Genomic DNA, 24,679 nt, shown 5'->3' with positions numbered 1-24,679 from the left:
CTCGGTACTGGCACAACCAGCCGTACGCATTGGTGGTGGTGGCGGCGAGTTACGGAGCGCTTGTGACAAAACGTGATAAGAATCCGGTGTCTATGAGGCCAGATCGGGGCCATAACCCCTTTGACCAGCGTGGGCGCAGAGGGGTTCGAACCCCCGACCGCTGGTGTGTAAAACCAGAGCTCTACCGCTGAGCTATACGCCCCTGTGCTCCCCGGCAGGACCGGGGAACGCGCTCAAGAATCTAGCGCGGCCAGCGCGTTCTCCCAAGCGCCCTGGTCACGGGCCTCCCCGGGCCCCATCATCTCGGCGAACCGGACGATGCCGTCGGTGTCGACGAGGAAGGTTCCGCGGTTGGCGAAGCCCAGGTCCTCGTTGAACACGCCGTATTGCCGGGCGACTTCCCCGTGCGGCCAGAAGTCGGACAGCAGCGGGAAGGTGTATCCCTGTTCGGCGGACCAGATCTTGTGTGTGGGCGGCGGACCGACCGACACCGCGATGACCGCGGTGTCGTCGTTCTCGAACTTGGGCAGTTCGTCGCGCACACGGCACAACTCGCCCTGGCACGTGCCGGTGAACGCGAGCGGGAAGAAGATCACGAGGACGTTCTTCGAGCCGCGGTAGTCCGACAACGTGACGGGCTGGTTGTTCTGATCCTTCAGTGTGAAGTCGGGGGCCGGCGCCCCCACCTCGGCAGCCATCAGCGCTTCGTCGGCTGTGCCTTGGGCTGCACCAGCCGGCTGCCGATCCATGCACCGAGGTTCGTCGTCGATGTCTGGGTGAGGCCTGCGGTGGGTGCGGATTCGGCGATCTCGCTGGGTTCGACGTGGCCCGACTGGCCTGTCTTGGGAGTGAGGACCCACACGAATCCGTCGTCGGAGAGCGGGGTGATGGCATCCATCAGCGCATCCACGAGGTCTCCGTCCCCGTCGCGCCACCACAGCAGCACGACATCGACGACCTCGTCGGAATCCTCGTCGACGGTTTCCCCGCCGATCATCTCCTCGACGTCGGCCCGCAAGTCGTCGTCGGTGTCTTCGTCCCAACCCAACTCTTGCACGACCATGTCGTGGGTGACTCCGAGCTTCTGGGCGTAGTTCTGGGCGTCCGCCGCGGCGACCACGGTCGTGTCCTCCTTCAAGTAGAAAACCCGGTCGAGACCGATCGGGCGGTAGTGCCAAGTGTGCAGTAGACAAAGCGAACATGGTCGGGCGCCCCGGCGCAAGCCGACGCGGCGATCTGCTCGATTTTCTGTTGCATTGATTTCACGTGTACCCAATCGGGAACCACCTGCACCAAGCAGGGTCCGATGGGGCAGGATTGACAGCGATCACCCGAGATTGACCCAGATCACCGTGAAGCACCACAGCGGGTCGGCGTCACAGGACCGACTCGCACTGGCCCGGGGGCACACCATGCCCTCGCCACATCGAGGAGAACACACGTTGTCGGAATCGACGAAGGAAGAGCGCACCGACGCGGCAGATGCCGCGGCAGGCGCTGTCGCACGGAAGGCGAGCACGGACGGCCGCGTTCGCGTCATCCGAGAGGGGGTGGCGTCCTACCTCCCGGATATCGACAGTGACGAGACCGACGAGTGGCTGGAATCGTTCGACCAGCTCCTCGAGCGATCCGGACCGCAGCGCGCGCGCTATCTGATGCTGCGCATGCTCGAGCGTGCCGGCGAGAAGCGCGTGTCCATTCCCGCGCTGACCTCCACCGATTACGTCAACACCATCCCCACCGAGAACGAGCCCTGGTTCCCCGGCGACGAGTCGATGGAGCGTCGTTACCGCGCATGGATCCGCTGGAACGCCGCGATCATGGTCCACCGTGCGCAGCGCCCCGGCGTCGGCGTCGGCGGCCACATCTCGACGTACGCCTCGTCCGCCGCTCTCTACGAGGTGGGCTTCAACCACTTCTTCCGCGGCAAGGACCACCCCGGCGGCGGCGACCACATCTTCATCCAGGGCCACGCCTCCCCCGGCATCTACGCCCGCGCCTTCCTCGAGGGCCGCATCCCCGCCGAGCGGATGGACGGGTTCCGCCAGGAGTACAGCCACGCGGATCAGGGCGGCGGCCTCCCGTCGTATCCGCACCCGCGTCTGATGCAGGACTTCTGGGAGTTCCCGACGGTGTCGATGGGCCTCGGCCCGATGAACGCCATCTACCAGGCACGCTTCAACCACTACCTCGACGATCGCGGCATCAAGGACACCTCCGACCAGCACGTGTGGGCGTTCCTCGGCGACGGCGAGATGGACGAGCCGGAGTCGCGCGGTCTCGCGCACGTGGCGGCCACCGAAGGCCTCGACAATCTGACGTTCGTCGTCAACTGCAACCTCCAGCGCCTCGACGGCCCGGTTCGCGGCAACGGCAAGATCATCCAGGAACTGGAGTCGTTCTTCCGCGGTGCCGGCTGGAACGTCATCAAGGTCGTCTGGGGCCGCGAGTGGGACACGCTCCTGCACAAGGACCGTGACGGCGCGCTGGTGAACCTCATGAACACGACGCCCGACGGCGACTTCCAGACCTACAAGGCCAACGACGGCAGCTACGTCCGCGACAACTTCTTCGGTCGCGACCCCCGCACCAAGGAGTTGGTGAAGGACCTCAGCGACAGCGAGATCTGGAACCTCAAGCGCGGTGGCCACGACTACCGCAAGGTCCACGCCGCGTACGCCGCGGCGATGGAGCACAAGGGTCAGCCGACGGTGATCCTGGCGCACACCATCAAGGGCTACACGCTGGGCAAGCACTTCGAGGGCCGCAACGCGACCCACCAGATGAAGAAGCTGACCCTCGACGACCTCAAGGCGTTCCGCGACATCCAGCACATCCCGATCTCCGACGAGGAGCTCGAGAAGGATCCGTACCTGCCCCCGTACTACCACCCGGGCGAGGACTCCCCCGAGATCCAGTACATGCTCGATCGTCGTAAAGCGCTGGGCGGCTTCGTCCCCGAGCGCCGGACCGCGGCCAAGCCGCTTCCCATGCCGCCCGACTCGACCTACAAGTCGATCATGAAGGGTTCCGGCAAGCAGGAAGTCGCCACGACGATGGCGCTCGTCCGTGTCATGAAGGAACTGCTCCGCGACAAGGAGATCGGGCACCGCGTCGTGCCGATCATTCCCGACGAGGCACGCACGTTCGGTATGGACTCGTGGTTCCCGTCGCTGAAGATCTACAACCGCAACGGCCAGCTCTACACGTCGGTCGACTCGGAGTTGATGCTCGCCTACAAGGAGAACGTCACCGGTCAGATCCTGCACGAGGGCATCAATGAGGCCGGCTCCACATCGTCCTTCACCGCGGTCGGTACGTCGTACGCGACGCACGGTGAGCCGATGATCCCGCTGTACATCTTCTACTCGATGTTCGGCTTCCAGCGGACCGGTGACGGTCTGTGGGCCGCTGCCGACCAGATGGCCCGCGGCTTCGTGCTCGGCGCCACCGCCGGCCGCACCACCCTCACCGGCGAGGGCCTGCAGCACGCCGACGGACACTCGTTGCTGCTCGCCGCCACCAACCCGGCTGCCGTCGCCTACGACCCGGCGTTCTCCTTCGAGATCGCCCACATCATCAAGGACGGACTCCGCCGCATGTACGGCGGAACCGAGGGTGTCGACGGGTTCGGTGGAGAGAACATCTTCTACTACATCACCCTCTACAACGAGCCCTACCGTCAGCCGGCCGAGCCGGAGAACCTCGATGTCGAAGGTTTGCTGAAGGGCATCTACCTGTTCCAGGAGGGCACGGCCGACGGCCCCAAGGCGCAGATCCTGGTCTCCGGCGTCGGCATGCCGTCCGGACTTCGCGCTCAGGAGCTCCTCGCGAAGGACTACGGCGTGTCCGCCGACGTCTGGTCGGTAACCAGCTGGGGCGAACTGCGCCGTGACGGTGTCGCCGCCGAGACGGAGGCACTGCGCAACCCGGGCGACGAGCCGCGCGTTCCGTACGTGACCACCAAGCTCCAGGACGCCGAGGGCCCGTTCGTGGCTGCGTCCGACTGGATGCGGGCCGTGCCGGATCAGATCCGCCAGTGGGTCCCCGGCAGCTACACCACGCTGGGCACCGACGGGTTCGGCTTCTCCGACACCCGCACGGCCGCCCGTCGCCACTTCAACGTCGACGCCGAGTCCATCGTCGTCGCCGTGCTGTCCGCGCTCGGCCGGTCCGGCGAGGTCGACAAGGACAAGGCGGTCGAGGCAGCCGAGCGCTACCAGATCGACGATGTCCTCGCGGCGCCGATCTCGACGGCCGACCCGGGCGTTGCCTGACGGTTCCACCAGCGGCGGCGCGTAGGTTCTTGTCCATGAACGACATCGCTCCCGATTCCCCCGACGGTTCTCCGGAGGGGGAATCGGAGCGGGTTCGGGAGCGGCGCGAGCTCCGACGTGCCGCTGCTGAGGCGCACCGCCCCGGAAGCGCGATCCGGGCGCGCCAACAACGAGTCCCGCTTCCCGACGCGTTGCTGCGTCGGGTCAAGCAGTTCTCGAGCAGGCTCTCCACCGAGGCACTCACGCAGATGCAGGATCAACTGCCGTTCGTGAGCGACCTCGATGCGTCGCAACGCGCGAGCGTGCAGATGCTGGTGCAGACCGCGGTGGTCAACTTCCTCGAGTGGTTGCAGAATCCCGACAGCGACATCCGTTTCAGTCTCGACGCGTTCCAGGTCATCCCGCAGGATCTGGCTCGCCGGCTCACGTTGCGTCAGACCGTCGACATGGTCCGTGTGGCCATGGAGTTCTTCGAGCAGTGGCTCCCGGCCCTGGCTCGCAACGACCAGCAGCTCGTCGCGTTGACGGAGGCCGTGCTCCGCTACGGCCGCGAGTTGGGATTCGCCGCGGCGTCCGTCTACGCCAGTGCTGCCGAATCGCGCGGCGCCTGGGACACCCGGCTCGAGGCATTGGTCGTCGACGCCGTGGTGCGCGGCGACACCGGCTCGGACATGTTGTCGCGAGCCGCCACCCTGAACTGGGACGCGACAGCACCCGCGACGGTCCTGGTCGGTTCACCACCTCCCGACCAGGGCGTCTCGGTGGTCGGCACCGTCCACACCGTGGCGCAGCGACACAATCGGGCAGCGTTGGCGGTCGTCCAGGGAACCCGGTTGGTCATGGTCGTCAGCGGCCACCTGTCCGGCGATCTGTCGAGCACGGCGTTCCTCGACGATCTGATGCGTAACTTCTCCGATGCCCCGGTCGTGATCGGACCGACGACCCGAACGCTCGGCGCGGCGCACACCAGTGCCCTCGAAGCGTTCGCCGGGATGCACGCGGTCGTCGGATGGCGCGGAGCGCCGCGGCCGGTGCACGCGGGCGAACTGCTGCCCGAACGAGCGCTGCTCGGGGATTCTGCCGCGGTGACATCGCTCAACGACCACATCGTGCAGCCGCTGTCGGCAGCGGGTTCGGCTCTGTCGGACACTCTCGATGCCTATCTGGACTGCGGCGGCGCCGTCGAGACGTGTGCTAGGTCACTGTTTGTTCATCCAAATACTGTGCGATATCGGCTCAAGAGGATTGCCGAGGTGACCGGTCGGGACCCCACCAATGCGCGGGACGCGTACGTCCTCCGTATCGCGGCAACAGTGGGTCGCCTGTCGCAATCCCATAACGAAAGTCCATCACCGATAACAACAGTCACAGCCGGAACATTTGGGAACCTCATACAGTAACGGTTCTTGCGCCCGGAGCGATCAGAGGCATCCTGCAGGGCGTTTGTAGGGTTCTGACAAATACGGTGCCGAAGGTTCATCGCGTAGGACATCTACTCAGGAGGCCTTCACAGTGTTTTCTTAGTTCCGTGATCGCAGTACTTTCGCCCGGACAGGGCTCTCAGACACCCGGCATGCTCGTACCGTGGCTCGCCCTTCCCGGCGCCGCGGATCGTCTCGCCCTCTGGTCCCAGGCGTCGGGCCTGGACCTGACGCGGCTCGGAACCACCGCCACGGCGGAGGAGATCACCGACACCGCTGTGACCCAGCCCCTCGTCGTGGCTGCCGCTCTCCTCGCCTTCGAGGAGATCGAGCGCACGCACGGTCTCCCCGAGAACCTCGTCGTCGCGGGTCACTCCGTGGGCGAGCTCGCGGCCGCCGCGGTGGCAGGAGTCATCACGGCCGACCAGGCGGTCGCGCTCGCCGCGATCCGCGGCGCCGCGATGGCCAAGGCCTGCGCACTGGCTCCGACCGGTATGTCCGCCGTCCTCGGTGGCGACGAGGATGCCGTCCTCGAGCGTCTCACCGAACTCGGCCTCGAAGCGGCCAACCGCAACGCGGCCGGCCAGATCGTCGCCGCCGGACTGCTGACCGACCTCGCCGAGCTCGCAGCGAACCCGCCCGAGAAGGCACGGGTTCGCGCGCTGCCCGTCGCCGGCGCGTTCCACACGCGCTTCATGGCGTCGGCACAGGACGCCGTCGTCGAGGCCGCTGCGTCGATCACTCCGAAGGATCCGAAGCGGCGCCTGCTGTCCAACTCGGACGGCCGGGAAGTCACGTCGGGAGCCGACGCACTCGAGAAGATGGTCGCTCAGGTCACCCGCCCCGTGCGGTGGGATCTGTGCACCGCCACGATGCGTACGTCCGAGGTGACCTCGATCGTCGAGCTGCCGCCTGCCGGCACGTTGGTCGGGATTGCCAAGCGCGAGATGCGCGGCACACCGACCACGGCCCTCAAGACTCCGGAGGACGTCTCCGGCCTCACCGCCCCGGTATCGGTCGGTTAGGTTACTGCGCGCAACCTCGGGCCCCACTACGGCGGGGCTCGCGGCTGCGCACTGTCCACCGCCTCACGGGCGGTGGACTGGGCCGGTTCGTAACCGGCCCGAGCTCGCCGGACATGCGTTCGTCGAGTCAGCACTCGAATACGACACCGGCGCCCCCATCGGCGCCGGGTGCACCGTTTCTTACACGAAGGGAGCCACTCCGTGGCCACGCAGGAAGAACTCATCGCCGGACTCGCCGAGATCATCGAAGAGGTCACCGGCATCGAGCCGTCCGAGGTGACCCTCGAGAAGTCGTTCGTCGACGACCTGGACATCGACTCCCTCTCCATGGTCGAGATCGCCGTTCAGACCGAGGACAAGTACGGCGTCAAGATCCCCGACGAGGATCTCGCCAGCCTCCGCACCGTCGGTGACGCAGTGAACTACATCCAGAAGCTCGAGTCGGAGAACCCTGAAGCCGCCGAGGCCATCAAGGCGAAGCTCGACAACCAGAGCGACTCCGCAGGCGAGTGAGCACGACCGTGACCACGCCCAGCACAGCCAATGGGGGCTTCCGCAACGTCGTCGTGACCAGCATGGCGGTCACGACCTCCATCGCCGGTGACGTCGATGCAACGTGGAAGGGACTGCTGAACGGAGAGAGCGGTATCGACGTACTCGAGGATGACTTCATCACCGAGTTCGATCTTCCGGTTCGAATCGGCGGCCATCTGGCCGTCAACCCGTCGACTCTTCTGTCGCGAGTCGAGCAGCGTCGTATGAGTTACGTCGAGCAGATGGCGTACGTCCTGGGCAAGGAGGTGTGGAAGAACGCCGGTAGCCCCGAGGTCGACTCGGAGCGTCTCGGCGTGTCCATCGGCACCGGCCTGGGCGGCGGAGATGCACTGCTCGAAGCCGACAAGAAGATGCGTGAAGGCGGATACCGCAAGGTTTCTCCCCTCTCCGTACAGATGATCATGCCGAACGGACCGTCGGCTGTGGTCGGGCTCGACCTGGGTGCTCGCGCCGGTGTCATCACACCGGTGTCTGCATGCTCGTCGGGATCGGAAGCGATCGCTCACGCATGGCGGATGATCGTCATGGGCGACGCGGACATCATGGTCACGGGTGGAGTCGAGGGACATATCGACGCGGTTCCGATCGCGGCGTTCTCGATGATGCGCGCCATGAGCACACGTAACGACGATCCGACGGCGGCCTCGCGGCCGTTCGATAAGGACCGCGACGGCTTCGTCTTCGGCGAGTCGGGTGCACTCATGGTCATCGAGTCGGAAGAACATGCACTGGCACGCGGAGCGACGATCCACGCTCGTCTCCTCGGCGCCGGAATCACCTCGGACGGGTACCACCTCGTGGCTCCCGACCCGTCGGGCTCCGGTGCAGCTCGTGCGATGCGTCGCGCGATCGAGACGGCCGGACTCACCGCTCAGGACATCACTCACGTGAATGCCCACGCGACCGCGACGCCGATCGGGGACACGGCCGAGGCCACCGCGATCAACGCTGCGGTGGGCAACCACGCCTCGGTGTACGCACCGAAGTCGGCCCTCGGGCACTCGATCGGCGCTGTCGGCGCCCTCGAGTCGATCCTGACAGTGCTCAGCATCCGGGACGGGATCGTTCCGCCCACGCTGAACCTGGACAACCAGGATCCGGAGATCGACCTCGATGTCGTCAAGGGCGAAGCCCGTCGCGGCGAGATCGAGTACGCACTGAACAACTCGTTCGGTTTCGGTGGGCACAACGTTGCGCTCGCCTTCGGTCGTCACTGACCGGGCACCACACCGCGTCACAGCGGAGATCCGGCGGCCTCGCCGCCGGATCTCCGTTCGCACCACCACTCCCCTGCCGGGAGCGGCAGCAGAAGGGGAAATTCGATGACCGTCCTCGCTCCGAACACCCGCTCCACGTCCTCGCGCGATCCGCGCGACCCACTCGGCAGGCTCGAGAAACTTTTCGACTCCGGTACCACCACCCCGCTGCACGACCGTGACAAGTCCGGTGTGCTGGCCGCGTCCGGTGAGATCGACGGAGTCCGCACCATCGCCTACTGCTCCGATGCCACCGTCATGGGCGGCGCCATGGGAGTCGACGGCTGCAAGCACATCGTCTCGGCGATCGACGCCGCACTCGAGATCGAGGCGCCCATCGTGGGCATCTGGCACTCGGGCGGCGCGCGTCTCGCGGAAGGTGTGGAGGCACTGCACGCCGTGGGTCTCGTCTTCGAAGCGATGGTCCGTGCGTCCGGCACCGTTCCGCAGATCTCCGTGGTCCTCGGTTTCGCTGCCGGCGGCGCCGCCTACGGCCCCGCACTGACCGACGTCGTCATCATGGCGCCCGAAGGCCGCGTGTTCGTCACGGGTCCCGACGTGGTGCGCAGTGTCACCGGCGAACAGGTCGACATGGAGTCGCTCGGCGGCCCGGCCACGCATTACCGCAAGTCCGGTGTCTGCCACATCGTCGCCGACGACGAACTCGACGCACTGGCCCGCGGACGTCGGCTGGTGTCGATGTTCAGCGAGCAGGGAGAGTTCGATCTCGCCGCCGCGCAGCACGGCGACACCGACCTGAAGGCGCTGCTTCCCGCCTCGAACCGTCGGGCCTACGACGTCCATCCCGTCATCCACGAACTGCTGGACAACGTCGAGGGCGAATCGTCGTTCGAGGAGTTCCAGGGCGGGTGGGCTCGCAGCATCGTCACCGGCATGGGCCGGCTCGGCGGTCGCACGGTCGGCGTAATCGCCAACAACCCGATCCGCCTCGGTGGCTGCCTGAACTCGGAGTCCGCGGAGAAGGCGGCTCGGTTCGTCCGGCTCTGCGACGCGTTCGGCATTCCGCTCGTCGTCGTCGTCGACGTACCCGGCTACCTCCCGGGCGTCAGCATGGAGTGGGAGGGCGTCGTCCGACGCGGCGCGAAATTGCTGCACGCGTTCGCCGAAGCCACCGTGCCCCGCGTGACCCTGGTGACGCGGAAGATCTACGGCGGCGCCTACATCGCGATGAATTCACGGGCGCTCGGCGCCACCGCGGTGTTCGCCTGGCCCGAGTCCGAGGTCGCCGTCATGGGCGCCAAGGCGGCCGTGGGCATCCTCCACAAGAAGGCTCTCGCCGCCGCGCCGGATCACGAGCGTGAGGCGCTGCACGACCGCTTGACTGCCGAGCACGAGGCCATTGCCGGTGGTGTCGAACGCGCAGTCGGCATCGGTGTCGTCGACGCGATCATCGACCCGTCCGCCACGCGCAGCACTCTGACCCGCGCGCTGGCAGACGCTCCCGCGCGTCGTGGACGCCACAAGAACATCCCGCTCTGAGTGGCGGAGGGTCCATCTAGCTCGCGAGCCAGGTGACCTCTCCGCCGACTCCACCGAGTCGGAACTGTTCGAGTTCGTCGTCCCAGGCGGTCCCGAGTACGTGATCGAGCTGCGCGTACACGTCGCCGCGGCTCTGCTCCAGGATCGACTTCAGGCGCTGCTCGCCCACCATCACGTCACCGTTGGCGCTGGTCGCGCCGTGCCACAGTCCGAGACCGGGGACGTGCGCGAAGCGCTCGCCGTCGACCCCTTCACTGGGGTCCTCGGTCACCTCGAAGCGCAGCATCTGCCACGAGCGCAGCACGCTGGCCAACCGGGCACCGGTGCCCACGGGACCGGTCCAGTTGGTGGTTGCCCGCAGTTGACCGTCGAATGCGGGCTGCGCGGTCCACTTCAGATTCGCTCGGCAGTCGAGCGCATCGGACAGCGCCCATTCGACATGCGGGCACAGCGCGGCCGGCGACGAGTGAATGTAGACGACACCCGTTGTCGCGTCCGCGAATTGATTCAGTGCGTTCACCGTTGCCTCCAGCTTCGACGAGGGACGTCTTCCCCAACGGCCTGACGAATCGACTGGTGTACGGCTGCCTACCAGTGTGCCTCGAGTTACCCCTGTTACACCAGTCGATCGGTGTGTCGAATGTGCTTCGGCGGCGTGTCGTGCGACATTTCCGGCACGACCGGGGCCGCGGAGGTCACAGGGAGTCGACCACCACGTCCCCCAGCGCTGTCCACACCGGCTTCGCCCACGCTCCGAACGGTTTGTCGGCCAGCACGATGCACGACGCCCGCACCTCCGGATCGACCCACAGGAACGTCCCCGCCTGACCGAAATGGCCGAACGTGCGCGCCGAGTTGCGGCTGCCCGTCCAGTGCGGCGATTTGTGATCGCGGATCTCGAAGCCCAACCCCCAGTCGTTCGGCCGCTGAGGTCCGTAGCCCGGCAGGATTCCCGCGAGACCGTCGAAGTGGACGGTCGTCGCGTCGGCGAGCGTCTCGGGTGCGATCAGTGTCGGGGACAGCAGTTCGGCCGCGAACGCCTCGAGGTCGCGCAGACTCGACCGGGCGCCGTGGCCCGCGGATCCGTGCAACTCGGTCGAGGACATGCCGAGAGGTTCCAGGACCGCTGCCTCCAGGTAGTCCGGGAACTCGATGCCGGTGCGCTCCCCCACGTACTCGGCGAGGATTTCGAAGCCCGCGCTGGAGTAGATGCGCTTGGTTCCGGGCGCCGTCGACGGTGTGCGGTCGTCGAAACCCACCCCGGATGCGTGAGCGAGAAGGTGTTCGACGGTCGCTCCGTCCGGGCCGGCAGAGTCGGTCAGCTCGATCGCACCCTCCTCCACCGCCACCAGAGCTGCGAACGCGACGAGCAGTTTGGTCACCGATGCGAGTTCCTGCACGCGGTCCCGATCTCCGTGCCGTGCGACGACATGTCGTTCGGTACCCGTATCCACCATCACGGCCGCCGACACCACCGCCACCGGCCACTCGTCGAGCGCGGACAGAGACTCGGAGACGTTCTCGGTAACCACGTCCCCGACTGTAATTCACACTCGTCACAGATTCGGTTCGGTTCCGGCCGTGCGCGACTAGCGTGGGGAGAATGACCAGCGCGAGCGATACGGACACTGCAGGAACCACGCGCATCACCCACGGCACCTGCACTCTGTGCGAAGCCATGTGCGGCCTCGAATTCACGGTGACCGACGAGGGTGTCCAGTCCATCCGCGGTGACAAGAAGGACCCGTTGTCGCGCGGCCACATCTGCCCCAAGGCGACAGCTCTGGTGGACATCCACCAGGATCCCGACCGGGTTCGTCGGCCTCTGCAACGCACCGAGTCCGGGTGGCGGGAGTTGGAGTGGAAGGACGCGATCGACATCGTGGCGCGTCGACTCGCCGCCATCCGCGAGGAACACGGTGCCGACGCCGTCGGGGTCTACGCCGGTAATCCCAACGTGCACAGTCTCGGTGCGATGACACACGGCATCCCGTTCCTGTCGATGCTGCGTACTCGCAACCGGTACTCCGCGACGTCGCTCGACCAACTCCCCCACCAGCTGACCAACATGCTGTTCTACGGTCACCAGCTCCGACAGCCGATCGCCGACATCGACAACACGCAGTTCTTCCTCGTCCTGGGCGCCAATCCGATGGCGTCCAACGGGTCGATGATGACGGTGCCCGACTTCGGCAAACGGGTGAAGGAGCTGCGCGCCCGCGGGGGCCGGATGGTCGTAATCGATCCTCGTCGCACCGAGACCGCGGACGTGGCGGACACGCATCTGTTCATTCGGCCGGGCACCGACGCCTATCTGTTGCTCGCCCTGATCAACGTCATCGTCACCGACGGGTCCGCGACGCCTGCCGCGTATGTCGACGGACTGGACGCCGTGACGGAGGCGGTGGCGGCGTTCACGCCCGAGGCGGTAGCGCCCGGCACCGGCATCGACGCCGATGTCATCCGTTCTCTCGCACGGGATCTGGCGTCCGCCGACTCGGCAGCGGTGTACGGACGCATGGGAGTGTCCACCCAGCAGCACGGCACCGTCTGTCAGTGGGCGGTGCACGTCCTGAACATCGTCACGGGCAACCTCGATCGTGTCGGTGGCGTCCTGTTCACCGATCCTGCGGTCGACCTCATCGCGAACAAGATCACCGGCCGCGGACACTTCGACAAGTGGCGCAGTCGGGTCCGCGACCTTCCCGAGTTCAGCGGAGAACTACCGGCGTCCACGTTGGTGGACGAGATGACGGTCGACGGTCCCGGCCGCGTGCGCGCGATGGTGGTCGCCTCGGGTAACCCGGTGCTGTCCATGCCCGGTGGCCCCCGACTCGACGCCGCGTTCCGCGAACTGGATTTCATGGTGTCGTTCGACATCTACATCAACGAGACCTCGCGCCACGCGGACATCATCCTGCCGTCCACCACAGCCCTCGAACGCGACCACTACGACCTGATCTTCTCGTCGTTCGCGGTGCGGAACATCGCGAAGTTCAATCCTGCTGTGCTGCCGAAACCTGCCGGGGCGATGCATGACTGGGAGATCTTCCGGGACCTGACACTGCGGTACTCGGCGGTGCGCCGCCGCAGTCTGCGCGACCGTACGGCGGGACGCCTCGGTCGAGCGTCCGTCGTCCGCGAGGTCCGGACGCGGCTGTCCCCCGGGCGCACCATCGAACTGCTTCTCCTGGCAGCGCGTGGCCACGTCACGATGCGCTCCCTCCGGAAGCACCCGCACGGTCAGGATCTGGGGCCGTTGCGTCCCGGACTCCCCGGCAAACTTCTCACGCGTACCAAGCGGATCTCGCTGATGCACGACGTGGTCACCACGGACATCGACCGTCTCCGTGCGACGGTGACCGCAGCACCGCGAGCAGACGATGACCTGGTGATGATCGGGCGTCGTCACGTCCGCAGCAACAACTCGTGGATGCACAATTCGCCGAGATTGGTGAAGGGTCGCCCGCGCCACGGACTGCTCGCTCATCCCGACGACCTCGCGCGACTCGGAATCGCCGACGGCGACACTGTCGACGTCTCCTCGGCCGCCGGTACCGTGCGCATCGACGTGACGGCCAGCGACTCGATGATGGTGGGCGTGGTCAGCATTCCGCACGGTTTCGGCCACGACCGCGACGGCGTGCAACTCGACGTCGCCCGAACGGTCCTCGGGCCGAGTGTCAACGACATCACCGACCCCGCACGCGTCGAGAACGTCGCCGGCAACGCAATTCTCAACGGAGTGCCCGTGACACTGCGGCCGGCGGGGTCCGCTCACTCCACCGACAAGTCGATCAGCGGGGACCCGTCGACGAGCAGCGCGGTGAACGCGTCGTCGTCCACAGGTGGACAGATGGCGTGACCCTGGGCGCGGTGACATCCCGACGCGACCAACATCCGGGCCGCACGCGTGGTCTCGACTCCGTTCGCGACGACGTCGAGGCGTAGCGAGGTGGCGAGGCCGATCATGGCCGAGACGAGCGCGCGGTCGTCGCCCTCGATACCCAGGCCGTCCGTGAAATGTCGGTCGATCTTCAGGACGTCCAGCGGCAGGCGCTTGAGGTGCAGGAGCGAGGAGTATCCGACGCCGAAATGGTCGATGGCGGTGAGAACGCCGATCTCGCGCAACGCCATCAGCGCCGCTCCGGAACCGGCGACGGAGTCGACGACGGCTACTTCCGACAGTTCCAGGCAGACCAATCTCGCCGGGATGCCGTAGTGGTCGAGTACTCGCTGGACTCCCCGCGCGAACCCGGTGACAGCCAGATGCACCGGTGAAATGTTGATGCGCAGAACGAGATCGGCGCGGCCGGTCTTCTCGCGCCATCCGACGTAGGCCCGGCACGCCGCGTCGATCACCCAGCGTCCGAGGTCCGCGGCAAGGTTCGACGCGTCGGCAATGGGGACGAAGACGTCGGGGCCCAACAGCCCGCGGGTGGGGTGCGGCCACCGCACCAGCGCCTCGACGGCGACGACCGTGCCCGTGCGCAGATCGACTTCGGGTTGGAAGTGCAGGATCAGCTTGTCGTGAGCGATGGCCCATCCCAGAGTCAGCTCGATGTCGTTGCGCAGATCGTTGCTCGCCGCGATCGCGTCCGAGTAGAGGACCACCGCGTTTCCACCGGCCGACTTGACCTGCAGCGCTGCTTGATCCGCCTGGCGGAGCAGTTCGGAGGGATCTCCCGTTCCGACGGATACCCCGATGCTGGCCGTCCGGGTGACCCTGTCGTCGCCGATCACCATCGGCTCCGCGACCAACGCCCGGACCGCCTCCGCGCGCGCCGCGACGACGTCGGCGGACGGAGTTCCGCCGAGGACGACGACGAACTCGTCCCCACCGAGCCTGGCGACGACGTCGTTGTCGGGCAGGCGCGCGCGAAGCCTCTGTGCCACGGTGCGCAGGAACTGATCACCCATCCTGTGCCCGAGGAAGTCGTTCAGGGCGGCCAGTCGGTCGATGTCGACGAACAGGATCCCGACCGTGGAACCGGCATCGACGAGTTCGGCGAGATGCTCACCGAGGCCGTGCCGGTTCAGGAGTCCCGTCAACTCGTCGTACATGGCGGTGTTGCGCAGCTCGTTCTCGGCCGCGACCCGACGTTGCACCTGCGCGAGCATCGCTCCCACGGCCGTCACGGCCGCGAGCTCGTCGGGAGTCCACTCCCTGTCCTCGAAGCAGACGAAGCCGAGGACGCCGAGGGTTTTCCCGGCGCCGAGGAGAGGAACGGTGACGACGGTGGTGGCCGGGACGCCGGATCCTTCCTCGATCCGTTCGCGGTAGTCCTCGGGCTGGTCGCTCGGCCGGTAGATCTGCACCTGCGTCTGCGTCCGAGTCACGGCGAAGACCGGGTCCGCGTCGGCGAACCTCACGACGCCCAGCGGGTCGGGATCCGGCACGAACGAGCGCGGGGGCCATTCGGCGACCATGACCGTCGCATCCGCCGCGGCGTCGTTGTGTCGCAGGAAGCACGTGTCCATGTCGAAGACGTTCACCAGGTCGCACAGCAGCAGCCGGTACGCGTCTGCGACGGTCGCCGCATCGGCACCGAGAAGGCGCGTCGCCAGATCGGACACAAGTGTGTTCAACGGCCGTCGCACGCCTGCGGAGCCGTGATGTGCCTCCATGACATCTCCTGAAATTCTTCGGACCCCGACGTGCCCCCGCACAACCCTTGTCACCCCACACACCGTCTCCGCCCCCGCGGACACCGCAGCTCGAGCACTGCCGGTGCATCACATGCATACCATCTGACTCGCAAACACTATGACCTGCAACTCATGAGATACCACAGGAAAACCGGCTCCGGCCCTGTTTCACCGCAACACGAGTCTGGCAGGATCGTAAGTTGTTGTGCCAGAATGCATGCCATGCGGGACCCAGTTGCCGGCCAGTCATCCGAACCAGCTCGACGCGCGCACAGCACTGCTCCCGTTCCCGACCTGTCCACGTTGTACTACCGCGTGGTCCGGTCGTCTCTCGCCACGACCATTCACGACGAGACAGGCGCTCTCGCGCTGTTCAACGCCGCGTGCAGCGGGCTCCTCGGTTACGACGCCGCCGAGCTGGCCTCCCTGCCGTCGGCAGGCATCCTCCACCCCCACGATGCGCCCGAGTTGGCCGCGGCCACCGGCCGGGCGACGCATTCGCCGGACGGCATGTCGCGAGCGCGAGTGCGACTGATGCGCAAGGACCACTCGGCCGTCGAGGTCGATCTTCTGCTGACGCGCGTGCTCGTCGGGCGGCGCCGTTACCTGATGGTCGAGTCCACTCCGGTCGTTCCCGTCGCGTCGGTCGCCTGAGCGTCATCCACACCGCACGGAACGGAGGCGACATGTCGGCGATGCCGACCGTGTCGACGGTCGGAACCAGGCCGTCCGATCGGGGTTACTACACAGACTCGGCGTTCGGGTGCACGATCGTCGCCACCGACCCGTCGGACCGGCCCGATCTGTGGGAGCGCTTCCTCGACGGCGCCCACCGCAGCTACGTCCACCACGACGTGTTCTCCGCGTTGGACTACGACGTCATCCGTGACGGGTCGACCACCAGCTTGTTCTTCTGCGCCATCGATCCGGCGGGACGCATGTTGGCCGGCGCCCGCCTGCAGGGGCCCTACAGCGATGCGCGACAGACTCATGCGGACAGCGAATGGCGCTCCCATCCCGACGGCCGAACACGTCTGCGGCGCATGGTGAACGACCGCCTGAGCGAGGGAGTCGTCGAGCTCAAGACCGGGTGGGTCGACGGAGCCGCCCCTCGGACGAGCAAGCTCGCCGACATGATCGGGTACGCAGGACCGTTGGGCTGCCTGCTCCTCGACGCCCGGTACGCCCTGGTGACCGCCGCCGACCATGTCCTCTCGATGTGGCAGGACGCCGGTGCCGTCGTCGCCCTCGATGTCGAGCCCGCGTCGTACCCGGACGACAGATATCGGACGCGGGCGCTCTGGTGGGACACCCGGTCCTTCCGAGATGTCGCTGCGCCCGACCATGTTCGGCGCATGGACAATGCCTCGCGACAACTCGTTCGCACCAGAGCCGTGTCCGAGCGGCCACACCTCGCCCCATCAGGAGCAATCTCATGACCGGATCACTGCTCGGGCACCACGGCGCCGTCGTTCTCGACCCGACAGACGACGACGACCGCCGGCGCATCGACTCGCTGCGGACGGACGGCGACACGGTGGTTCTCGATACCGTGGAGGCGCAGCGGCGCGGGCTGGCGGAGCTGGTCCCCCTGCCCGCCAGCGACATCACGGACGAAACCGCGCGGTGGATCCACTATCCCTGGCGGCGGACCCTCGTCCACGTCGTCGGGCCGAAGGGGTTCCGGCGGCTGCGACTCGATCGCAACCGCAACAAGATCACCGCGGCCGAGCAGGATCGACTCGGCGACATCCGCATCGGAGTCGTCGGACTCAGCGTCGGCCACGCCGTCGCCCACACGTTGGCACTGGAAGGTCTCTGCGGCGAGCTCCGCATCGCGGACTTCGACGACCTCGAGCTGTCCAACCTGAACCGGATCCCCTCCTCGATCCTCGAACTCGGCGAGAGCAAGACACATGTCGTCGCGCGGCGTATCGCCGAACTCGACCCGTATCTGGCCGTCCGCGTGTACGACGACGGCATCACACCCGACACCGTCGACGACTTCCTCGACGGACTCGACATCGTCGTCGAGGAATGCGACTCGCTGGACATGAAAGTCCTTCTGCGCGAGGCGGCTCGACGACACCGGATACCCGTCATCATGGAGACCAGCGATCGCGGCCTGCTCGACGTCGAACGGTTCGACCTCGAGCCGGATCGTCCGCTGTTCCACGGCGCACTGGGCACGCTCGAGTCGACGGACCTGGCCGGCCTGAGTACCCGCGACAAGGTCCCGCATGTCATGTCGATTCTCGGTGCGTCGGACGTGTCGGCACGCTTCGCCGCGTCGATGGTGGAAGTGGAGAGAACCATCTCGACGTGGCCGCAACTCGGGAGCGACGTGGCTCTCGGCGGCGCGACGGTCGCGTCGGTGGTGCGTCGGATCGCCCTCGGTCGCCCCGTGGCGTCGGGGCGGACGCGTATCGACGTCGATGCGTTTCTCGACGACCTGTCGTCACCGCCCCTCGTCGCGGATTCGACCGTCGATCCGGCCGACGTGGCACCGTCGCAGCGCCCCGTCGATACGGTCGAGGTGATCGCGGAAGCAGCTCGGCGCGCACCGTCGGGTGGCAACGTCCAGCCGTGGACGATGTCGACGACGACCGATCGGCTGACCGTCGCTCTCGACCCGAGCCGCACCACCGGGCTCGACGTCTCTTGGCGCGGCAGCCAGGTCGCCCTGGGCGCAGCGCTGTTCAATGCTCGAGTCGCCGCCGCGCACCTCGGGAGAGCAGCTGCGGTCGACCTCCGAGCTCGGGACGATGCGACGATCTCCGCAGATGTCGAGGTGGGTCCGGCCCTTACGGACACGTCGGGATCACCTGCCGACGTCGAACTCGCCGGACTGTACGAGGCGATGATGGCGCGGTCGACCAACCGGCACGCGGGACGCCCGTCCCCCGTGCCGCAGAGCTCGATCGACGCTCTCACGGCGGCGGCCCGGCAGGAAGGCGCCCGCGCGATTGTCGTCACCGATCGCCGAGCGCTAGCCGACCTGGGAGCCGTGCTGGCCGAGTCCGACAGACTGCGCTATCTCACCGAAGCCCTGCACACCGAGATGATGTCCGAGCTGAGATGGCCCGGTGACGATGATCCCGACACCGGTATCGACGTCGGAACACTCGCGCTGGACGCCACCGACCTCGTGAAACTCGACGTCGCTCGCCGCTCCGACGTGATGGGCCTGCTTGCCGACTGGGACGGCGGTACCGCATTGGGAGACGACACCCGTGATCGGATGGCCACGACGTCGGCGGTCGCCGTCGTGATGGCGTCCGGTCCGAGCGCACAGGAGCACGTCACCGCCGGCAGCGCCGTCGAACGCGTGTGGATCGAGGCCGAGATGCTGGGCCTCGCAGTGCATCCGGTCTCGCCGGTGTTCCTCTTCGCCCGTTCCACCGAGGACTTCTCGGGCTTGTCGGGAAGATACGCGAAAGACCTTGCAGCACTTCGATCGCAGTTCGTCGACATCATCGGAGCCGAGGTGAACGAACCGATCGCCCTGGTATTGCGCCTGTCGCACTGCACAACTCCGGCGATTCGAAGTCGACGTCGAACCCGATGACGGCTGTCCCCCAGGTACAGTCGGCATCACGAGCGCACCTCCGCGCTCGACACTCTCGCGAGGAGAATCGACGTTGGAGCGCCGCTCGAGCCTCGACGTACTCGTGACTCAGGTTGCGACACATCTGATCGGCGTCGATTCGATGACCGTGGGCGGCGGCTACCGGGACGTCCTGGAGGACCTTGTCGGGTACTTCGACGCCGATGCCGCGTATCTCCGTCATCACGACCCGGATCTACGCGCCACCGTCATGGTCGCGGAGTGGCCGGAGCGCCTCGACGTTCCCCAGCCAGATCCTCTGGGCACCGTCTTCTTCGCGGATGCCGACCCGGTCTTCGCGGCGGCGGAGTTCCTGGTCGAGCCGCTGTTGTTCCGTCCCGACCCGGCGATGGAGCAGTACCGCCGGCTGGTCGAGAGCGCATCCGGCTACCAGACCATCTCGATGGCGACGGTTCCGCTGTTGTCGCGGGACCAGACGACCGGCGTCCTCGGCCTCGTGGCGTCGGGCGACCGCGAATGGTCGGACGACGAGGTCGACACTCTCAAATCGGTCGCCACGCTGTTCGCCCAGGTCCAGGCGCGCATTCACGCCGAAGAACATCTTCGATGGGCGGCCACGCACGACGCGCTCACCGGATTGTTGAACCGGCGGGGCGTCTCCGATCACCTCGGCTCCCGCCTGGATGCGGGCGGTGAACCGTTCGCGGTCCTCTACTTCGACCTGGACCGGCTCAAGGCACTCAACGACTTCCTCGGCCACTCGGCGGGCGACTCGTTCCTGCGCACCATCGGATCACGGCTGCAGGACAATTCGGACTCCGAGACGTTGCTGGCCAGATGGGGTGGCGACGAATTCGTGGTCGTACTCCCCGCACCGATCACCGAGGACGACGCCTATGCCGAGGCGTGCCGCATCCTCACCGTCGTGACAGCGCGCGTCGACATGGCCGGCGAGTACATCTCGCGCACAGCGAGTATCGGCGTCGCACTGGCCGTTCCGGGCACCAGCACGGTCGACTCGGTGATCGCCGACGCCGATCAGGCAGCGCTGGCCGCGAAGACGGCCGGCGGTAACACGGTATCGCTCTTCACCGACGAGATCCGTGCCCGCAACGAACTGCAGAACGACATCGAACTCCACCTGCGCGCAGCCATCGAGGGCGAGTCGCTGCTCCTGCACTTCCAACCCGAGATCGACCTGACGAACGACCGGATCACCGCCGTCGAAGCTCTGGTGCGCTGGCAACATCCGACCAGGGGCATGTTGCCGCCGGTGGAATTCGTCGCCATCGCCGAAGCGGTCAACCTTGCGACCGATCTGGGTCGGTGGGTACTGAACGAGGCGTGCCGGACGTACGCGTCCTGGCACCGCACGCTGGGCGCGCTGGACATCACCCTCCGCGTCAACGTCTCGCCGGCGCAGTTGGTGTCGATCGACTTCGTCCGAACCGTGCAGGACGTGCTCGCGGCCCACTCGATCGACCCTCACCGCCTGTGCATCGAGATCACCGAGGTCGCCGTGGTGCACGACGTCCTGTTGGCGGCCCGCGCGTTGAAAGATGTCCGCGCACTGGGTGTCCGCGTCGCGATCGACGACTTCGGGACGGGATACAGCTCCCTGTCCCACCTGAAAACGCTCCCGGTGGACGCGGTGAAGATCGACCGCGAGTTCGTCACCCACCTCGCTACCAGCCAGGACGATCGGGCGATCGTCGAGGCCGTCACGACGCTGGCCCGTGCCTACGACCTTGATCTCATCGCAGAAGGTCTCGAGGACATCGATGCCCGTGCCGTGCTGGTCGAGCTCGGGTGCACCAGAGCCCAGGGCTACCTGTACGCGCGACCGCAGCCGTCCGACGTCGTCCTGGGAATGCTGCGCGCCGGGACTCTCTCACCCTCGTCGTGACGGCTCCCGGGCCACCCGCCGGGACAGCCGAGCGGCCCAGGTAACGTGTGCCGCGCGCAACAGCGCTGCCGGGGGCGGTAGCTCAGTCGGTTAGAGCCGTGGACTCATAATCCATTGGTCGTGGGTTCGAGCCCCACCCGCCCCACTTCTGCCGCCACGCATGCGGCGTAAGCGCGCCCCTCATGAACAACCTGTCCGGGTTCTACAGTGCGACGCGTCTCACCGGTCTATCGGACTGTTCGTCTGCTATCTTCTGAACTATAGGTTTGTTTTGGAACGATCGACAGGGCTACCCGTCTGTTCGGCGCCGATGTTCGTCATCGGTGACGGGGAGCCGGCGGCTCTCGGGACAGCAGTCTCGACCGACACGACGAAGGGCAGGACCGACGGCGGAGCCGAAGGAACGACGATGACACCCGCAGAGGACGCATCGATCCCGCCGCTCACCGCGCTGGGATCGGCAGACGGCTACTCCTGGTCGACGCTGGCAGCGATCTTCGACAGATCGCCCGACGTCGTCCTTGTCGCCGACCGGGACGGAACCGTCGTTCACGCCAACCCCCACGCCGTCACGACGCTGGGTATCGGCGCCGGACTGCCGGGAGCATCCGGCGGCCCCACGCTGGAATCTGTCCTCGTCCCTGTCGATACTGCGCCGTCTCTGTCGACACGCCACATCTTGACAACAGTGCGCAACCACGGAACGTGGACGGGCAGAACAGAATTGCGAACTTCCTTGGGAGAGAGGGTGGCCGTGTCGACCTCAGCCTTTGCCGTCCGCGGTCACGACGAGGACTCCTCGCTCGTTGTCACCATCCACCGCGATGTGGCGAGCCCGACCGTCGACGATCATCACCTGCAGAAGGCTCTGGACGCGTCCACCTTCAGAGCTGCGGAGCAGCGCGTCGTCGCGGAGCTGTCCCGCCTCGCATTGCGTGGGCGTTTGGACGAGCTGCTGTCGTCCGCGACCGACTCGCTGGCGACTCTGTTCGGCGCTCGCTGCGTGATCATCACCCGCGCTCACGATGCGCCCGCGACGCTCGAGACGGTGGCGACTACCGGAGACGGTGCGGACGCGGATCTGTTCTCACCGGGCCCGGCGTCCGTCATGGCACTCGCGATCCGTTCCGCTGCCCGTGTCGTGTGGACCGGTCAACCGGACGACGAGCGTTTCGACGTCTCCCCCCTGATCGCAGCCGGCATCGGTAACGCGGTCGCCGTGCCCATCGACGGCACCGGCCACCCGTGGGGTGTGCTGACGGTCCTCGGCGTCGATTCCCGCTACCTCGGTGCGTCGGACGGCACGTCGATCGACGGTGTCGTCGAGACCGTTCCTCTCCACATCGCACCCCGGGACATCTCGCAGATGGACAACCCGATGCTCGACACCTCCGCCCTGGACACGGTGTCCGACGTGGTGTCCGCAGCCGTCCAACGTGTCGGCGTAGAGAGCGAACTGCGCTATCGCAGCCTTCGCGACCCGCTGACGGGGCTTCCCAACCGTGCGCTGGCCTACGACCGCATCGATTCCGCGATCGATCGCGGACTCAGCAAGTCGACGACGACGGCCGTCATGCTGATCGATCTCGACGACTTCAAGTCCATCAACGACGGTCTGGGTCACGAGGCCGGTGATTCGACGCTCATCGCGATCGGTAACCGACTGACCCGCGCATCGCGTCCCGGGGACACCGTCGCCCGGCTCGGTGGCGACGAGTTCGTGGCCGTCTGCGAGAACATCGCCGACGCCGAGGAGTCGTTGACCGTGGCGCAGCTCTACGCGGATGCGGTACGCGCGCCCATCGTCGTCGACAACAACGAGCTGCGTATCACCGCCAGCATCGGCGTCGCACTCGCCGACGGAGATGTCCTGGGCAACGAGCTCATCCGCCGCGCGGATGTCGCGATGTACCGGGCCAAGGACACCGGCCGCGGAAACTCCGCGCTCTTCGACACGGACGATCGCGAGCACCGTCGGCATCAGCTGGCTCTGTCGGCCGATCTGCGGACCGCGCTGGACAGCCAGATCCTCACCCTCGCGTACCAGCCGATCTTCGACATCGCCTCCGGTCGCATCACGGCGGTCGAAGCCCTGGCGCGGTGGCAGCACCCCACACTCGGCTCGGTCAGTCCCGAGACGTTCGTCCGTATAGCCGAGCGCACCGGTCAGATCAACAGCCTCGGCCTGTGGGCTCTGCACACCGCCTGCGTCCAGGCTGCCGAGTGGCAAGCCATCTCCGACGTCGGCGTGCGGGTGAACGTCAGTGCGCTGCAGTTGCGTCAGCCCGGGTTCGTGGACAGTGTGGCGCGCATCCTGTCCAGCTCCGGATTGCCCGTCGGACGGCTGGGCCTCGAGATCACCGAGACGGTGTGGTTGGCCGACACTGCGCAGGTGCGTGACGCGCTGACCGAGTTGCACGCCATGGGCGTGTCGATCCTCCTCGACGATCTGGGGAGCGGCCACAGCTCCGTCACCTACCTGAGCCGGTACCCGGTCATCGAGGCGTTCAAGATCGACCAGACCTACATCCAGGCGATGCCGGGGAAGCAATCCGAAGCCATCGTCACCGCCATCGTGTCGCTGGCCCACGCGTTCGACGTCGCGGTCGTGGGCGAAGGTGTGGAGACCCAGGTCCAGCTCGACCGACTCCGTGACAGCGGATGCGACCTGGCCCAGGGGTTCTGGCTGGCGCACCCCGCCAGCGCGTCGGAGATGACGACGATGCTGTTGGAGCGTCGAGCAGGCTAGCGACCCTGTTCGGCCGCGCCGCTGTCCGTCGAGGGAGTGGCGTCGTTGCGTTTCGTCGCGCTCTCGACGAACTCACGGGCGACGTCGCGAACACGCATGTTGCGGCGCTGGGCGTCGTCGGACAGCACGGCGAAGGCAGAGTCCGCGTCTATCCCGCGCATGGCCATCAGGATTCCCTTGGCCTGCTCGATCGGTGCACGCTGAGCCATGGCGCTACGCAGGTCACGGACGGTCGACTCGGCGTCACTGTATCGCGCATGCTCCCCGACCGCGCGTCCCACCGCGGTGGTCAGCGTGTCCAGGATGTCCGCGTCCATGCCGTCGAAAGCGTCGCTGGCCGACCCGTAGAGGTTGAAGGAGCCGATGATGCCGTCCAGCGTCCTGATGGGTGAGGCGAGGAACGAGCGCACACCCTCCGCCCGCGCTGCCTCGGCGAACGCCGGCCACCGCTGCTCGGTGCTGTTCAGATCGACCACGATGGTCTGCCCCGTCCGGGACGCTTCGAGGCACGGACCTTCCCCGGTCTCGTACTGCGCCTGGTCCACGGAAAGGGTCGTACTGTCGGTGTAGCAGGCCGTGTAGGTGGCTCCCGCGTAATCGATTGTCACGCCGCAACTGTCGGCCCCACCGATGACGTCGTGTGCGACGTCCACCGACCGTTGCAGCAGCTCACCGAGCTGGTCCGAATCTTCCAACCGGCGTCCGAGCGAGCCCACGATCTCCCCCAGACGCGCAGGCGTCAGACCACCCTCGGCCCGACCGTCGCTGTCCAT

At 66.8% G+C, this 24,679-nt stretch carries 18 protein-coding genes and 2 tRNA genes; 13 read left to right on the top strand and 7 right to left on the bottom strand.

Annotated elements, in window-relative coordinates:
• Positions 1 to 130 precede the first annotated feature (130 nt).
• From RU01_RS02280 to RU01_RS02270, 3 genes are all read right to left on the bottom strand, one after another.
• Positions 131 to 202, bottom strand: a tRNA-Val gene (locus RU01_RS02280).
• A gap of 31 nt (positions 203 to 233) precedes the next feature.
• The gene (locus RU01_RS02275; protein ID WP_042572857.1) at positions 234 to 698 is read right to left on the bottom strand and encodes a peroxiredoxin; all 465 of its coding nucleotides are present in this window, start codon (positions 696 to 698) and stop codon (positions 234 to 236) included.
• Positions 698 to 1,120: a DUF3052 domain-containing protein gene (locus RU01_RS02270; protein WP_042572906.1), complete on the bottom strand. Its 423-nt coding sequence runs from the start codon at positions 1,118 to 1,120 to the stop codon at positions 698 to 700. Before RU01_RS02270 ends, RU01_RS02275 begins: the two co-directional genes overlap by 1 nt.
• A gap of 292 nt (positions 1,121 to 1,412) precedes the next feature.
• Between RU01_RS02270 and aceE the strand changes: the two genes are divergently transcribed.
• The 6 genes from aceE to RU01_RS02240 all read left to right on the top strand — a co-directional run bounded on the left by aceE (position 1,413) and on the right by RU01_RS02240 (position 10,034).
• Positions 1,413 to 4,277 (top strand): pyruvate dehydrogenase (acetyl-transferring), homodimeric type, encoded by a 2,865-nt coding sequence (gene aceE / locus RU01_RS02265; RefSeq protein ID WP_082042830.1) that lies wholly within the window; start codon positions 1,413 to 1,415, stop codon positions 4,275 to 4,277.
• Positions 4,278 to 4,312: 35 nt separating this feature from the next.
• Positions 4,313 to 5,677, top strand: coding sequence for a PucR family transcriptional regulator (locus RU01_RS02260; protein ID WP_082042821.1), 1,365 nt, complete (start codon positions 4,313 to 4,315; stop codon positions 5,675 to 5,677).
• Between the two features lie 128 nt (positions 5,678 to 5,805).
• On the top strand, positions 5,806 to 6,723 hold the full coding sequence (locus RU01_RS02255) for an ACP S-malonyltransferase (RefSeq protein ID WP_042572856.1): 918 nt from the start codon (positions 5,806 to 5,808) through the stop codon (positions 6,721 to 6,723).
• A gap of 201 nt (positions 6,724 to 6,924) precedes the next feature.
• The gene (gene acpM, locus RU01_RS02250; RefSeq protein ID WP_042572855.1) at positions 6,925 to 7,236 is read left to right on the top strand and encodes a meromycolate extension acyl carrier protein AcpM; all 312 of its coding nucleotides are present in this window, start codon (positions 6,925 to 6,927) and stop codon (positions 7,234 to 7,236) included.
• An 8-nt stretch (positions 7,237 to 7,244) separates the two neighbouring features.
• Entirely contained in the window at positions 7,245 to 8,495 is a 1,251-nt protein-coding gene (locus RU01_RS02245) for a KasA/KasB family beta-ketoacyl-ACP synthase (RefSeq protein ID WP_042572903.1), read from the top strand.
• A 105-nt stretch (positions 8,496 to 8,600) separates the two neighbouring features.
• Positions 8,601 to 10,034, top strand: a complete 1,434-nt coding sequence (locus RU01_RS02240) for an acyl-CoA carboxylase subunit beta (protein ID WP_042572854.1) — start codon at positions 8,601 to 8,603, stop codon at positions 10,032 to 10,034.
• A gap of 16 nt (positions 10,035 to 10,050) precedes the next feature.
• Here RU01_RS02240 and RU01_RS02235 read toward each other — a convergent pair whose 3' ends face one another.
• Both RU01_RS02235 and RU01_RS02230 read right to left on the bottom strand, forming a co-directional pair.
• Positions 10,051 to 10,554 (bottom strand): DUF3145 domain-containing protein, encoded by a 504-nt coding sequence (locus tag RU01_RS02235; RefSeq protein WP_042572853.1) that lies wholly within the window; start codon positions 10,552 to 10,554, stop codon positions 10,051 to 10,053.
• Between the two features lie 175 nt (positions 10,555 to 10,729).
• Positions 10,730 to 11,491, bottom strand: a complete 762-nt coding sequence (locus RU01_RS02230) for a serine hydrolase domain-containing protein (RefSeq protein WP_042572902.1) — start codon at positions 11,489 to 11,491, stop codon at positions 10,730 to 10,732.
• A gap of 146 nt (positions 11,492 to 11,637) precedes the next feature.
• Between RU01_RS02230 and RU01_RS02225 the strand changes: the two genes are divergently transcribed.
• Positions 11,638 to 13,899, top strand: coding sequence for a molybdopterin-dependent oxidoreductase (locus tag RU01_RS02225; protein ID WP_082042820.1), 2,262 nt, complete (start codon positions 11,638 to 11,640; stop codon positions 13,897 to 13,899).
• Here RU01_RS02225 and RU01_RS02220 read toward each other — a convergent pair.
• Positions 13,812 to 15,662: a putative bifunctional diguanylate cyclase/phosphodiesterase gene (locus RU01_RS02220; RefSeq protein ID WP_042572852.1), complete on the bottom strand. Its 1,851-nt coding sequence runs from the start codon at positions 15,660 to 15,662 to the stop codon at positions 13,812 to 13,814. The genes RU01_RS02225 and RU01_RS02220 overlap by 88 nt on opposite strands.
• A 243-nt stretch (positions 15,663 to 15,905) precedes the next feature.
• Between RU01_RS02220 and RU01_RS02215 the strand changes: the two genes are divergently transcribed.
• The 6 genes from RU01_RS02215 to RU01_RS02190 all read left to right on the top strand — a co-directional run bounded on the left by RU01_RS02215 (position 15,906) and on the right by RU01_RS02190 (position 23,906).
• A complete protein-coding gene (locus tag RU01_RS02215) occupies positions 15,906 to 16,337 on the top strand; it encodes a PAS domain-containing protein (RefSeq protein WP_197074656.1) in 432 nt (143 codons plus the stop codon).
• Between the two features lie 32 nt (positions 16,338 to 16,369).
• Positions 16,370 to 17,122 carry a hypothetical protein gene (locus RU01_RS02210; RefSeq protein ID WP_042572850.1) on the top strand — a complete coding sequence of 251 codons (753 nt, stop codon included), beginning with the start codon at positions 16,370 to 16,372 and terminating at the stop codon, positions 17,120 to 17,122.
• Positions 17,119 to 19,251 carry an Rv1355c family protein gene (locus RU01_RS02205; protein ID WP_042572849.1) on the top strand — a complete coding sequence of 711 codons (2,133 nt, stop codon included), beginning with the start codon at positions 17,119 to 17,121 and terminating at the stop codon, positions 19,249 to 19,251. The genes RU01_RS02210 and RU01_RS02205 overlap by 4 nt, the downstream gene beginning before the upstream one ends.
• A 103-nt stretch (positions 19,252 to 19,354) precedes the next feature.
• Complete coding sequence (locus RU01_RS02200; RefSeq protein ID WP_231568562.1) at positions 19,355 to 21,157, top strand: putative bifunctional diguanylate cyclase/phosphodiesterase; 1,803 nt, start codon at positions 19,355 to 19,357, stop codon at positions 21,155 to 21,157.
• Between the two features lie 71 nt (positions 21,158 to 21,228).
• Positions 21,229 to 21,302: transfer RNA gene (locus RU01_RS02195), tRNA-Ile, on the top strand.
• Positions 21,303 to 21,566: 264 nt separating this feature from the next.
• On the top strand, positions 21,567 to 23,906 hold the full coding sequence (locus RU01_RS02190) for a sensor domain-containing protein (RefSeq protein WP_197074655.1): 2,340 nt from the start codon (positions 21,567 to 21,569) through the stop codon (positions 23,904 to 23,906).
• On the opposite strand, the gene RU01_RS02185 is transcribed toward RU01_RS02190, so the two are convergent.
• Entirely contained in the window at positions 23,903 to 24,679 is a 777-nt protein-coding gene (locus tag RU01_RS02185; RefSeq protein ID WP_052493075.1) for a GAF and ANTAR domain-containing protein, read from the bottom strand. The genes RU01_RS02190 and RU01_RS02185 overlap by 4 nt on opposite strands.

Source organism: Rhodococcus sp. MEB064 (assembly GCF_000834565.1).
Taxonomy (GTDB): domain Bacteria; phylum Actinomycetota; class Actinomycetes; order Mycobacteriales; family Mycobacteriaceae; genus Rhodococcoides.
Note: the sequence above shows the minus strand (reverse complement) of the source record. Positions and strands in the feature narration are given on the sequence as shown.

Coding starts and splice junctions, on each gene's coding strand:
- RU01_RS02185 (WP_052493075.1), bottom strand. CDS start 24,679: ATGGACAGCGACGGTCGGGCCGAGGGTGGTCTGACGCCTGCGCGTCTG.
- aceE (WP_082042830.1), top strand. CDS start 1,413: ATGCCCTCGCCACATCGAGGAGAACACACGTTGTCGGAATCGACGAAG.
- RU01_RS02240 (WP_042572854.1), top strand. CDS start 8,601: ATGACCGTCCTCGCTCCGAACACCCGCTCCACGTCCTCGCGCGATCCG.
- RU01_RS02210 (WP_042572850.1), top strand. CDS start 16,370: ATGTCGGCGATGCCGACCGTGTCGACGGTCGGAACCAGGCCGTCCGAT.
- RU01_RS02220 (WP_042572852.1), bottom strand. CDS start 15,662: ATGGAGGCACATCACGGCTCCGCAGGCGTGCGACGGCCGTTGAACACA.
- RU01_RS02260 (WP_082042821.1), top strand. CDS start 4,313: ATGAACGACATCGCTCCCGATTCCCCCGACGGTTCTCCGGAGGGGGAA.
- RU01_RS02230 (WP_042572902.1), bottom strand. CDS start 11,491: ATGGTGGATACGGGTACCGAACGACATGTCGTCGCACGGCACGGAGAT.
- RU01_RS02215 (WP_197074656.1), top strand. CDS start 15,906: ATGCGGGACCCAGTTGCCGGCCAGTCATCCGAACCAGCTCGACGCGCG.
- RU01_RS02205 (WP_042572849.1), top strand. CDS start 17,119: ATGACCGGATCACTGCTCGGGCACCACGGCGCCGTCGTTCTCGACCCG.
- RU01_RS02225 (WP_082042820.1), top strand. CDS start 11,638: ATGACCAGCGCGAGCGATACGGACACTGCAGGAACCACGCGCATCACC.
- RU01_RS02190 (WP_197074655.1), top strand. CDS start 21,567: ATGACACCCGCAGAGGACGCATCGATCCCGCCGCTCACCGCGCTGGGA.
- RU01_RS02275 (WP_042572857.1), bottom strand. CDS start 698: ATGGCTGCCGAGGTGGGGGCGCCGGCCCCCGACTTCACACTGAAGGAT.